Source organism: uncultured Pontibacter sp. (genome assembly GCF_947495565.1).
Taxonomy (GTDB): domain Bacteria; phylum Bacteroidota; class Bacteroidia; order Cytophagales; family Hymenobacteraceae; genus Pontibacter.
In genome coordinates this window covers 80,379-92,635 of record NZ_CANLZM010000001.1, presented here as the reverse complement: position 1 = coordinate 92,635, position 12,257 = coordinate 80,379, and the positions used below count along the sequence as shown (strand labels likewise).

General features: G+C 50.4%; 9 protein-coding genes. 2 read left to right on the top strand and 7 right to left on the bottom strand.

What is annotated here, in order from left to right:
• Positions 1 to 172 precede the first annotated feature (172 nt).
• The 5 genes from Q1B04_RS00385 to dnaB form a co-directional block, all read right to left on the bottom strand.
• A complete protein-coding gene (locus Q1B04_RS00385; protein ID WP_299754249.1) occupies positions 173 to 478 on the bottom strand; it encodes a rhodanese-like domain-containing protein in 306 nt (101 codons plus the stop codon).
• A gap of 4 nt (positions 479 to 482) precedes the next feature.
• Entirely contained in the window at positions 483 to 2,306 is a 1,824-nt protein-coding gene (locus Q1B04_RS00380) for a T9SS type A sorting domain-containing protein (protein WP_299754247.1), read from the bottom strand.
• A gap of 129 nt (positions 2,307 to 2,435) precedes the next feature.
• A complete protein-coding gene (locus Q1B04_RS00375) occupies positions 2,436 to 3,212 on the bottom strand; it encodes a PASTA domain-containing protein (protein ID WP_299754245.1) in 777 nt (258 codons plus the stop codon).
• Between the two features lie 88 nt (positions 3,213 to 3,300).
• Positions 3,301 to 6,003, bottom strand: a complete 2,703-nt coding sequence (locus tag Q1B04_RS00370) for a D-alanine--D-alanine ligase (protein WP_299754243.1) — start codon at positions 6,001 to 6,003, stop codon at positions 3,301 to 3,303.
• Between the two features lie 731 nt (positions 6,004 to 6,734).
• Positions 6,735 to 8,309, bottom strand: a complete 1,575-nt coding sequence (dnaB, locus tag Q1B04_RS00365; RefSeq protein WP_299754241.1) for a replicative DNA helicase — start codon at positions 8,307 to 8,309, stop codon at positions 6,735 to 6,737.
• Positions 8,310 to 8,518: 209 nt separating this feature from the next.
• Between dnaB and Q1B04_RS00360 the strand changes: the two genes are divergently transcribed.
• Positions 8,519 to 9,904 (top strand): Mur ligase family protein, encoded by a 1,386-nt coding sequence (locus Q1B04_RS00360; protein WP_299754239.1) that lies wholly within the window; start codon positions 8,519 to 8,521, stop codon positions 9,902 to 9,904.
• A gap of 3 nt (positions 9,905 to 9,907) precedes the next feature.
• The gene (locus Q1B04_RS00355; RefSeq protein WP_299754237.1) at positions 9,908 to 10,714 is read left to right on the top strand and encodes a 3'-5' exonuclease; all 807 of its coding nucleotides are present in this window, start codon (positions 9,908 to 9,910) and stop codon (positions 10,712 to 10,714) included.
• A gap of 65 nt (positions 10,715 to 10,779) precedes the next feature.
• Here Q1B04_RS00355 and Q1B04_RS00350 read toward each other — a convergent pair whose 3' ends face one another.
• Together Q1B04_RS00350 and Q1B04_RS00345 are read right to left on the bottom strand one after the other, a co-directional pair.
• Entirely contained in the window at positions 10,780 to 11,409 is a 630-nt protein-coding gene (locus tag Q1B04_RS00350) for a hypothetical protein (RefSeq protein ID WP_299754235.1), read from the bottom strand.
• A 12-nt stretch (positions 11,410 to 11,421) separates the two neighbouring features.
• Entirely contained in the window at positions 11,422 to 12,216 is a 795-nt protein-coding gene (locus Q1B04_RS00345; protein WP_299754233.1) for a M48 family metallopeptidase, read from the bottom strand.
• Positions 12,217 to 12,257: the final 41 nt, after the last annotated feature.

Sequence of the window (12,257 nt, the reverse complement as noted above, 5' to 3'; positions counted from 1 at the left end):
CCCTTGGTGCGTGTTTTCACCAGCAAGATTTACAGCATCTGCATTTTGATTGTTGGTGAAAACACCAACAATGGCGGGTGTAGGCACTATAACAAAAACTCTAAATAGCTTCAATAGAAAAGGGAGCAGCCACGACAGCTGCTCCCTTTTCAGTTAACTTATACTTTAAAATTTAGCCTTGATATGCTAAAATGCCGCCTAAAAGGTTACGTACATTGGTAAAGCCCTGCTGCTGCATAAAAGCCTTTGCCGAGGCGGAGCGGGCACCGGAGCGGCACTGCACAATCACTTCCTGGTCTTTCAGCTCTTCCAGTTCATCCAGGCGCTGCGGCAGTGCGCCTAGCGGAATATTCTGAGCCCCAGGTATCTTTGACTCCTGATGCTCCCAATCTTCACGCACATCTATAATAACAGGCGTTTCTCCCTTGTTCAGGCGCTCCTTTAATTCTTCTGCGGTAATGTCTACTGATGCAATCATAGTTTTAATTAGTTAAAATAATCTTTTTCGATATAATAGCTTCTCTATTATGAATACGCAAAGTATAAACACCTGGTGCCAAATGCCGAAGCGATAACGGCTCGTGGCTATTTTTATACTTATGGCTATGCACCTGCCGCCCCAGCACATCGTATACCTGCACCAGCTCAAACGGCTCACTTAAATATACAACATCTCGGCTCGGGTTAGGGTAAACGCGCATCGCAGCGTTATATCGGTCGTCCGCTACACCTAAAGGCACATCGCCCACCATAACAGGGCGCATCATAATAGCCCCTTGCAGAGAGGCTTCCTCTACCCAACCACCAGACGCTGTAAAAATGAACCGGCGGCCCTGTGCGTGCTCATTTTTATCAAAACCGATGTTTACGTACCTGCTGCCTGGCTGCGTCCAGCCGATGTAAAAACTACCCTGCACCGGCACCGGCTGCGTTAGTGCTACTTCGTAAAAGCTGTTTAAAGAGTCGGTGTACTGTATCTGGAAACTCTGCTGATGAAGTGTTTCGCCTGGCACGCCGTTTTCATCGCGCCAAACTCTAAAGGTAATAGAAGTGCCCGAAATATCCGGCCCCACCCTCGGAAAGTATACCCTGAAAGCCCGCACCTGGTCAGGCAGGTTGAGGTCGAAGCGTTGGGCCACCTGCGTATTGCCGGTTCCTACATAACTGAAACCAGCCTCGGCAGTGCCGTCGTCATAAGCATAATAGTTGCCAAATTCTGTGATGCGCTCCGTCACGTCGTTAGCCCGTTGCTGTGCATTCTGCTCTTTGGTATCAAGCCGGATGCCGTGCACGAGCGTAAAAATATCGGTAGCTGGCAAGGCAGTGTTTTGCAGTGTAGGCGTGCCAGAGATTTCATATTGCCTGGCCAAGCCCGGAATAAGCGCCTGTTCCCGCAGAAACGTATCTGCAGAGGCTGCACCTAAATTCTTTATATAGCCACGCCAGCTAATGGCACCCGGAAAATCTCCCAGGTTGTTTAAAGCGGCTCGCACCTCTTCGGCCAGTTCATTCTCCGGGTTTTCGCGGAACTGCCGGGCAGGCATGCCTGTGTAGTTTTTAAGGAGCTTGCTTATACTTTGGCTGATGGCAATATCGCGGGTTGTACTAACGCCTTTGCGGCGGTTTTTGTCCAGCTCCACATAATCCAGGTTCCATACATCTGCCATACCGTTGCGCAAGCCCACATTACGGAATCTGAACTGGAAACCGCTATGAAAGTATTTCGCCTCTTGCAGGCCAACAAATACCTGTGCAAAATCAGTTACCACACCAACCGCAGACTGTCGCCATACTTCCTGCCATGCGCCGGTTTTATCTAAAAACTCCAGCGCCAGGTAGCGCAGGTCATTTTCTGTCTGGTCAGGCACATCGCCTAATCCCCCGGATTGCCAGTAAAAGCTTAGGTATACTGAGTCGGCGGGCGTGAGGCTTCCTAAAAGTATGGGTGCAGAAGTAAGCGTGTCGGAGGGGCCAGCCGCTAACGTGTTAGGAGCATAGGCCTTGCCATTGCCATTCAGCCCATCCAACGTTGCCACGTTTTTTGTGACAGGCCTTAAGGCGTACCGGTTGTTGACAAAAACGCCGCTGCCACTCCATCGTGAGGTATTCAGGGTATCAGCTGCTGCAAAATCATCAAAGAAAGGTAGGTTCTGCTCTGCAGCAAGCCGAAGCTTCGGATTTTGGCTAAGCTTATACTTCTGGGGCTGGCGCAACTCCTGCTGCAAGGGCTGCAGCACGGCTTGTGCCTGAGCTCCTGTGGCAGCACTGCCAAGTATAAAAAATAGAAGCGCCAGCGGTTTTTTCATCCGGAGAGTAAGTTATAGAGCAGAAGGTAGTATTTCCGCTACACAGTTAAAAACTTTAATGTTACGTCTCTTAAAGAGCAAAAGCGCCCGTCATTGCTGGCAGGCGCTTTTGCTTATGCTTAAAAGAAATTACTCGATACCCTGCACCGGCTCCTGGCCAGCTACCCACAGGTCTACCAATTCGCCTACGCGTATTTTGGCTCCGACCTCGGCGTAGGGGCGTTGCTTCAGCACAGTGCCGTCCGGCTCACTGCTGCCTTGCACGTAAATAATGTTTCCGATCTGCAGGCCCTGGCCTACCAGCAACACAGAGGCTTCATCTACCGGCATGCCTATTACTTCTGGCATTTCAAACTCTGTTTCGCCCAAACCATCGCCCACGTGCAGGTCTACCAGTGCGCCTTTCGGAACCATATCGCCCGGTTTCACTTCTTTGCCGTCAACAAACTGCTTCAGCACGGCGTTCTGCTGCAGGTCCGGCACATACGTAATCTTGCCTTTGCGCAAATCATAGCTTTTCAGGATGAGCTCCGCATTCTTCACAGAACCGTCTATCAGCCTCGGCATTTTGATCATCGGCGGGTTTTTCATGTTCACCGAGATGTAAATTTTACGGTTCTCCTTCACTTTAGCACCCGGTGCCGGGTCCTGTGTCAGGATCTGAAACGGCTTCTGGTCTGGCTTATAGGTAGAGTCGTTGATGTAATAGCGAAGATTCTGCTCTTCCAGCAGCTGATCTGCATCCTGCAGCTGCATGCCCGTAATCTTGGGCACAGAGATGCTTTCGCCATGGTTGGTGGTGGATGGCAGGTAATAATAAAAGAAACCTAGAATCAGGGCAGCCACAATGACGCCCATTATCAGCAGGTGCCCTATCACACCTAAAAATGAATTCGTTTTAAACATGCAATTAAATTGCTGATGGTTGATTGTTAGAAAGTTGGGGTTACATTGTTTTAACTCCCAACTTTCTAACTCTTTAACTTTCTAACTCCTAAATTTCCGCCTTCATGCGGTTACGCTCTATACCGTAAGTTAAAATGCGGTCGATGAAGTCGTATGGTTTATAGCCGTTGATAGCGGTTTGGTGGAAGATACAGGTGGCCGGCGTCATGCCCGGCAATGAGTTTACCTCAATGATAATGGTTTCCACCTCGTCGTTTTCCAGCACGCGCACAAAAGCGTCAATGCGGGCGTACCCTTCAATGTTCAGAATCTGGGCCACATGCTTCAGGTCTTCCTTCACTTTGTCAGATATCTTCTGGCGGCGCTGCGGGTCTGCAGCGTAACGGGCAGGCGTAATATTCTGTCCTTCACCGGCCAAAAACTTCTCTTCCAAAGAAAGTACCTCTCCCTCGGCCAAAGCTTCGGAAGCTTCGAAAACCTCGTAGTTAACCGTACCGTCTGGTTTATACTTTGTCAGCAGGCCGCCCGTAACCTCCAGAAAATGCTTTGCGCCGTTTCTGCTGATCAGGGTTTCTACTAAGAACCCCGCTTTATTCGGAAACTCCTCTTTAAAACCAAGCGACAACGTGCGGGCGCAGTCTGTGTCCAGCTCTTCCATTTCCCTGAAAATCAGCGTCGCGAAGGCATCTAGTTCCTGCCTGTTCTTGATTTTCTTTACGGCAGAGCTACAGCCATCATCGGCAGGTTTGGCTATAAACGGATACGGAAAGCCCTGCTCTATACTCTGGTAGAATGCCTCTTTATCCTGCAGCCAATCCTCTTTCAGGGCCATGGCATGCTTGGCTACTGATACACCATGCTTAGCCAGTATCTCGTTGGTTTCATACTTGTTAATAGTAACCTGCGACGAGCGAATGCCTGAGCCGTTATACGGAATGTACAGCTTCTCCAGTTCCTGCTGCAGGGCACCGTCCTCTCCTGGTCTGCCATGCAGCGCAATAAACACTACATCCACCAGATTTTTCAACTGCTCATACGTGATCCGCTGCGGCTCCTGCAAACTGCGGCCTGTATACTTTCTTGTTATACTTGCTGCTTCCCCGGCAATCTGTGCCAGCACCGGGTGCGGCTTTCCTCCCTGCTCAAAGTATAACACCTTCTCCTTAATGTCATCGGCGTTATCCTTTAGCATAATGTTGATCGGAATTGAGTACAGACGATGCGCCTCATTGTTCCCTGTCAGGAAGATTGGCAACGGCTCATACTTTGTAGAAGACGACAGCTTCTCGTAAATATTGCGCCCGCTTTCCACAGAAATATGGCGTTCAGAGGAATATCCACCCATGATCACACCAACCCGAATCTTTTCCTGGCGGTGCGCCTGCTCGTCTTTTATACTTTTATCCAGCTTTTGCAGCAAGCGTGTCAGCTTTACAGTGTCCTTACCGGTCTTCAGGCGCTCGGCCACGGAGGTACGGATAATGTAAGTCAGGAACTGCGACGGGTTAAGGCCAATCTCAGCCGCCTGATGGAAGAAAAACGATGATGGCAACATGCCTGAAGTAGTGTTCGGGTCGTTCAGGAAAATATCGCCGTTGTCGGTTATAAAGCCATCCAGGCGGGCATACACGTTAAAGCCAAAGGCGGTGAAAAGCTTGCTAGTGGCTTTTCTGATATTCTGAATCTGATCGGTTGGAAGGTTTATCGGAGTAATTTTGCGGCTCAGGCCCGGCAGGTACTTAGAGCGGTAGTCGAACACCTCGCTGCCTTTCACGATCTCGGTTGGCGGCAGCGCAATTGGCTGACCCTGCTCATCCTGCACCACAATGCACGAGAACTCCTTGCCCTGAATAAAGGCCTCCACCAGCACCTGCTGCTCATGTTCCACGTTTGTCAGCGTAATGCTATCAGTGGCAGTAGAGCTAAACGTATGGTTGATGTGGTTGAAAAGCTCCTCCGGGTGGTAAATAATGTTACCGTCTTCCAAAACAACCGGCATACCGATACCTTCACGGATATCCACCAGCTGCTTCATGCTCGTCAGCTGCTTCTCCTCGCCTATCGCCAGCCAGTGGCTTTTATAGATGGTTTTGGTAAAGAAGCTGCGCTCCACTCCTGCTTCAAAGGCGTCAAAATCATCTTCTTTGATGATTGAGACACCGATGGAGGACCCTTGGTGCGGCGCCTTAAGAACCAGCGGCAGGCTCAAATCAGTTTTCAGTTGCTCAAAGATCTGGCGGCGGTTCTGCTTACCGTTCCAGCTGGCATACTGTATCGTTCTGTAATCTGGCGTCGGGAAACCATGCTGCTTGAGCATTTCTTTCTGCGCCGCCTTATCGATACCGATGGCCGAAGGAAGTATACCTGAGCCGGAATACGGAATATGGTACCACTCCAGCAGGCCCTGGATGCTGCCATCCTCGCCGTATGGGCCGTGCAGCGCCAGGAATGCAAAGTCGAAATGCTGCTTGAACTCGTTTGGCTGCAGGCGCTTACCCGCTTTGGAAATAATCTCGTCCTGTTCGGCTATACTTAGCTCGCCCAACGACTCCAGGTAAATCTGCAGCCCGTGCTCGTTTTCCGGCAGCGCCTCTACCGGCGGGTAAAAGTCGCGGATGGTGCCTTTGTAGATGAACTGCCAATCGAGCAGAATGAAATTGCCCAGGCTATCCACAAACACCGGAACGGCCTCGAAAAGAGACTTGTCTAAATTATCGTATACCGTACGGCCACCAGCAAACGAGATCTCGCGCTCGCGCGATGGGCCACCGAAAATGATTCCTACTTTCATTGAAGCAAAGGTAATAAATGAGGGGCTTAAGTTAATTAGAATTTAGGAGCATAAAAACGCAGCTTGGCTATACTTTCAATTGCAACACAATTGCAGCGCCAAAAGAGTTGCAAAAGCCGGATCAATTTATACTTTAGCAGGAGATTCAGTGTTTTTCAGAAGCAGGATTTTAGGATTGGAAAGGATGCACGGGTTTTTCTGCAGCACCGGGTCCAACCACCCCTAACCCCTCAGAGCTACGCTCGCTAGTTTCGAACTCTCGTTCTCACTAGTCTAAGGCGGGGAATTCTGTAGAAGCTCCGCTAGCGGTGGCTATCGAAATAATTCCTAGTCTTTCCGTGGGGTAGGGGCCCTCGACAAAGAGCGCCTATGGAGTTTTTCGGTGACGAATGCAGTGAGGCAGCCCGAGGCACGAAAAGAGGGCCCCTACCCCCGCCTGGAGGGAGCCAAGGTTAGAAATGAAACAGGTAGCTTGTAAAACTGTGGGTGAACAGCAGCTAGCAAGTATAGTTTGGCTCCAGCTGCAAATAGCAGTGGCAGGTAAAAGCCCAAGTGGACGCTTGCGCCAGCTTGTAAAAAATACCTCTAAAAACAGAAAAGCCACTGGCTCTTGGCGCAGCGGCTAATCCTCCTTTGGCTATTCGTTTATACTTTGGCTACCTTTTACAGTACAGTTTTATAACGCACTATACCAAAGCCTATTGTCTTTTGCTTTGGTGTTCTCTTGATAATTAAAACGGCGGCTCCTCGTCAAAATTTGATGTTGGGAAACCACTGCCGCTGCCGTCATTCATGCGGCTGCCCAAGCGTATGGCTCCTGGCGTCTCGGTATCGAAAGTACTGTTTGGCAAGGCATTGAATCCGCCCATACTGTCACCTCCGCTAAAATCATCGTCCAGGTTGGTAAATTTAGTATACTTACCGATAAATTTCAACTGCACGTTCTCCAGCGAGCCGTTACGGTGCTTGGCTATAATTACCTCACCTACGCCTGCTGTCGGGTTGCCCATTTCATCCTCGGTGATGCCATAGTATTCCGGGCGGTACAGGAAGCACACCATGTCAGCATCCTGCTCTATGGAACCGGATTCACGAAGGTCAGACAGCTGCGGTCGTTTGTCGCCGCCGCGGGTTTCCACGGCACGGCTTAGCTGCGACAGCGCGATCACCGGCACATTCAGCTCCTTGGCCAGCATCTTCATGGCACGCGAGATAGAGGCAATCTCCTGTTCACGGTTACCGCCACCTTTGCCGTCTGCGTTACCGCTCATCAGCTGCAGGTAGTCGATAATGATCATCTGGATATCGTATTGCGCTTTCAGACGGCGGCACTTGGTGCGTAACTCACGGATAGAAAGGCCCGGTGTGTCATCAATAAAGATCGGAGCCTCTGTCAGTTTCGCGATTTTATGGTTCAGCTGCGCCCACTCATACTCCTCCAAGCTGCCTTTCTTGATCTTCTCTGAATCAAGTTCCGCCTCCGAGGAAATCAGACGATTCACCAGCTGCAGCGAGGACATTTCCAGGGAAAAAATAGCTACTCCTTTGCCAAAATCCACCGCAGCATTACGCATACAGGACAGTACGAAGGCTGTTTTACCCATCGCCGGACGTGCCGCAAGTATAACCAGGTCAGACTTTTGCCAACCTGAGGTAACACGGTCCAGAGCAGTCAGGCCGCTTGGCACCCCGGTCAGGCCATCAGACTGCTTACGCTTCTCCTCCAGCTCCTTAATGGCCTGGTGCATGAGCGAACGCATGTCGTCAAAATTCTTACGGATGTTTGATTCCGATACTTCGTACAGCTTAGCTTCGGTCTTATCCAGCAGTTCAAATACGTCGGTGGTATCCTCAAAAGCGCTGGAAAGCACTTCTGATGAAATAGAAATCAGGTCCCGCTTTATGGAGTTTTCCGTAATGATACGGGCGTGATACTCTATGTTGGCGGCCGAGTTTACACGTGTGGTCAGCTGCGTTACGTAGTAGGCACCGCCCGCCAGTTCCAGCTCCCCATGCTCGCGCAGTTCCTGAGTTACCGTCAGGATGTCGATTGGCTCTGATTTATCAAACAACGAAAGTATGGCTTTGAAAATGCGCTGGTGCGACTCTTTGTAAAAACTCTGCGGACGCAGAATATCGATTACGTTGGTTAAAGCATCTTTTTCCAGCATAAGAGCGCCTAGCACGGCCTCCTCCAGATCAAGCGCCTGCGGTGGTTTCTTACCCAATTCCGAAACAACGGGGGCTTTTTTCTGCCATCCGTTACGGTTAGCCGCAGACCGCACATTCATTTTCATCTCCTCCATAAGCACAAAGATAAACCCTTATATATCCCATGCCTGAAAAATGTTTGTAAAAATTGCCCACCGGGCTATCAACAGGCATGCAGGCGGCTTTGCACAGGTTATCCACATTGATATACACATATCCACAAAGTATCCACATATTAACGTATAGCTATTTTAAATTAGCTAACTACTTATAACTTTGTCTGATTAGTACAAATTTGTTGCATATGGAGAAGAAGGATTTTCAGCACATACACCTTATCGCCGTTGGCGGTAGCATTATGCATAACCTGGCACTGGCCCTGCACGATAAAGGGCTTAAAGTAACAGGTTCTGATGATGAAATTTACGAACCGGCCAAAAGCCGACTGGCTGCCGCAGGCATTCTTCCAGAGCAGGAAGGCTGGTTTCCAGAGAAACTGAGCGCCAAGCCCGATGCAGTTATACTTGGCATGCACGCCCGCCCCGATAACCCGGAGCTGCAGCGCGCACAGGAGCTGAACATTCCGATCTACTCTTTCCCGGAGTTTATCTATGAGCAGAGCCGCGATAAGCAGCGTGTGGTAATTGGCGGCAGCCACGGCAAGACCACTATCACAAGCATGATCATGCACGTGCTCCGGCACCTGGGCCGTAAGTTTGATTATGCCGTGGGTGCGCAACTGGAAGGCTTCGACCGAATGGTAAAGCTGTCTGACGACGCCCCGGTGATTATTATTGAAGGCGATGAGTACCTGTCGGACCCTGTTAAAAGAGTGCCGAAGTTTCACCTGTACCACCACCACATCGCTGTCATCAGCGGCATCAGCTGGGACCACATCAACGTGTTTCCGAACCCGGAGATGTACCGCGATCAGTTCCGAATTTTTGCCGAATTAACCCCAAAGGCAGGCACGCTGATTTACAACCAGGATGACGAGCAAGTGCAGCTGGTAAGTGTTCCGCGCAACCCCGCCGACATTTCCTACATCGGCTACGGAGTGCATGAGCATAGCATCAGCAAGGGCAAAACCATACTGCATACCAAGAAAGAGGGCGATGTGGAGGTAAAGCTCTTTGGCGAGCACAACCTGCGCAACCTTAACGCGGCAAAGGAAGTGTGCAAGAAAATAGGTGTGAAGGCACATGATTTCTATGAAGCCATAAAAACGTTTAAGGGGGCAGCCAAGCGAATGCAGAAGCTGGGCGAGTCGGCTACAGCCAACATCTATCGTGATTTTGCACACGCGCCTTCCAAAGTGAAGGCCAGCACAGAGGCCGTTAAGAAACAGTTTCCGCAGCGTGAGCTGGTGGCGGTGCTGGAGCTCCATACTTTCAGCAGCCTGAACAAGAGCTTTATTCCGCAGTATGCCGGCGCTTTAGACCTGGCCGATGAGCCAATTGTATTCTTCAGCCCGAAAACGCTGGAGAACAAACGCATGGAAATGCTGACGGAAGAAGAATTGAAAGCCGCCTTCAACAACCCGAATCTTAAAGTATACACTGACTCTGAAGCGCTGCAGCAACACCTGCTGGAGCGCAACTGGCAGAACGCCAACCTGCTGCTGATGAGCTCAGGCACTTACAACAATATTAACTTGGAGGCGCTAACGCAGGCGGTTCTTAAAGCATAAAGTATGAAACTACACCTAAAGCGCCCCATCGTATTTTTTGACCTCGAAACCACCGGCACCGACATCGGCAAAGACCGGATTGTGGAGTTGAGCGCTCTCAAAATAATGCCGAACGGCGAAGAGATTCTTAAAACACGCCGCATTAACCCCACTATTCCCATTCCGCTGGAGTCGAGCCTGATACATAAGATCTATGATGAGGATGTGGCAGATAGCCCAACCTTTAAGCAGGTGGCCCATGAACTGAGTAAGTTTTTGGAAGGCTGCGACCTGGGTGGCTACAATGTTATTCGGTTTGATATTCCGTTGCTGGCAGAGGAGTTTTTGCGCTGCGATGTGGACTTTGATATTGAAAACCGCCATATCGTGGATGCTTGCCGCATTTTCCACCAGATGGAACAGCGCACGCTTTCGGCTGCTTACAAATTCTATTGCAACAAAACGCTGAACAACGCCCACAGCGCTGAAGCAGACACCGTAGCAACCTACGAAATCCTGAAAGCCCAGCTGGAGCGTTACGAGGAAACGCCTTACGAAACATCAGAAGGTGTAACAGAATACCCGGTGCAGAACGACATGGGCGCATTGCACAAGTTTACGTTCCAGAAAACAGCAGACCTTTCGGGCCGCATTGTGTATAACAACTCCGGGCAGGAGGTCTTTAACTTTGGCAAGTATAAAAATGTGCCAGTGGAGGAAGTGCTGCAGAAAGAGCCAAGCTATTATGACTGGATGATGAAAAGCGAGTTTCCGCTCTACACCAAAAAAGTCTTGACCCGCATCAGATTGCGCAAGTTGCAGATGTCGTAACCTGCTTACCCTCCTGAAAGCAGAAGAGGCCAGCTATACTTAGCTGGCCTCTTCTCTTTAAAATCTTATCGCTTTTTGTTCTCCCGCTCTCTGGTAGGCCGCAGCCTTTCGTCTTTTAGTAGCGTGTTACCTTCCGAGTACCCATGCTCGCAGTTATTGCCCGGCGCCCTGGAGGAGCACTCGCAGCCTGTTATGCGGTTACCGGAAAAGGTAAAATAGCAAAAACCGCAACCGATAGATGATTTGCAGATATGCCTTGCGCCTTTGCTGCTCAGATACAAACTGTTGTCTGCGGCCAGATCCAGCTCCAGTGCCATGCTTCTGAAAGCTCCGTTCTGCATGCCCAGCCCCACCAGATAATAAGCTGGCTCATCCTCTTTGGTCTCCTGCACCTTCCGGATCATCACCTTATCCACCACAGTGCCATCTCCAAATTCACGGATAAAAGGCTGCATCAGTTGCTCGGCCGGCACAATGTAATCTACCGAGTCAAACACAATCTGCGCCAGCAGTTTTCCGTCGTAGGCTATTTCTGCCTCTAACTCACCGCCTTCCGGGTTTTCGGCATCCTCTTCTTTTATAAACTCCCGGGTGGAGCAAGCCGACGAAGCCAGCAGCAGGAAAAACAGCAGGTACAGTATCCTACTTCTGGTCAGGGTGATGCCAAGGGTATGGTTCTTAAAGTTTGTGATCATGTAGTAGGATTTTTAGCGCTTGTAGTATTGCAGCGCCTCAGGCATGTGCTTTTGCAGGTCTGCCTGTCTGGTACCGGCGCTTGGGTGAGTGGAAAGGAATTCCGGTGGGGCCTGCCCTCCGCTCTTCGCTTCCATTCTCTTCCAGAAAGGTACAGCTTCTTCCGGATTATAGCCAGCCATCGCCATAAAAATCAAGCCAAGCCTATCTGCCTCAGACTCTTGTGTACGGCCATACTTCAGCAAGCCTATCTGAGAACCTACACCGTAAACTGCCATCACCAGGTTTTGCGCCGCTCCCGGCTGAGTGCCAGCCAGTGCTGATAAAGTCTGGCCTCCGAACTGCTGCGCCAGCTGCTGGCTCATGCGCTCGTTACCGTGCTTGGCAATAGCGTGGGCAATCTCATGGCCCATTACCACGGCAAGGCCCGTCTCGTTCTGGGCAACCGGAAGTATACCTGTATACACCACTGTTTTGCCACCGGCCATCGCCCAAGCGTTCACCTGGTCATCCTCAATCAGGTTAAACTCCCACTGGAAGCCCTGCAGCTCGTCAGACAGTCCGTTGGCTGCCATATACTCCTCCACCGCCCGCTGTATGCGCTGGCCGGCACGTTTTACCATGGCCGTGGCCTGTGCATCGCGCGATAGCTTGTTCTCTTTTAGAAATTGATCGTAGGCATCGTAACTAAGCGACTGCATTTGCGAGTCGGACACCAGGTTTAGCTGCCGGCGGCCGGTTATCGGCACCGTAGTACAGGCCACGAACGTGACCACAGCTACTGTAAAGGCAATAATTTTCTTATACATCGTCATTAAAATTAAGTGGTCCTTAAAAACCGGATTCAAAT

Coding starts and splice junctions, on each gene's coding strand:
- Q1B04_RS00385 (WP_299754249.1), bottom strand. CDS start 478: ATGATTGCATCAGTAGACATTACCGCAGAAGAATTAAAGGAGCGCCTG.
- Q1B04_RS00380 (WP_299754247.1), bottom strand. CDS start 2,306: ATGAAAAAACCGCTGGCGCTTCTATTTTTTATACTTGGCAGTGCTGCC.
- Q1B04_RS00375 (WP_299754245.1), bottom strand. CDS start 3,212: ATGTTTAAAACGAATTCATTTTTAGGTGTGATAGGGCACCTGCTGATA.
- Q1B04_RS00370 (WP_299754243.1), bottom strand. CDS start 6,003: ATGAAAGTAGGAATCATTTTCGGTGGCCCATCGCGCGAGCGCGAGATC.
- dnaB (WP_299754241.1), bottom strand. CDS start 8,309: ATGGAGGAGATGAAAATGAATGTGCGGTCTGCGGCTAACCGTAACGGA.
- Q1B04_RS00360 (WP_299754239.1), top strand. CDS start 8,519: ATGGAGAAGAAGGATTTTCAGCACATACACCTTATCGCCGTTGGCGGT.
- Q1B04_RS00355 (WP_299754237.1), top strand. CDS start 9,908: ATGAAACTACACCTAAAGCGCCCCATCGTATTTTTTGACCTCGAAACC.
- Q1B04_RS00350 (WP_299754235.1), bottom strand. CDS start 11,409: ATGATCACAAACTTTAAGAACCATACCCTTGGCATCACCCTGACCAGA.
- Q1B04_RS00345 (WP_299754233.1), bottom strand. CDS start 12,216: ATGTATAAGAAAATTATTGCCTTTACAGTAGCTGTGGTCACGTTCGTG.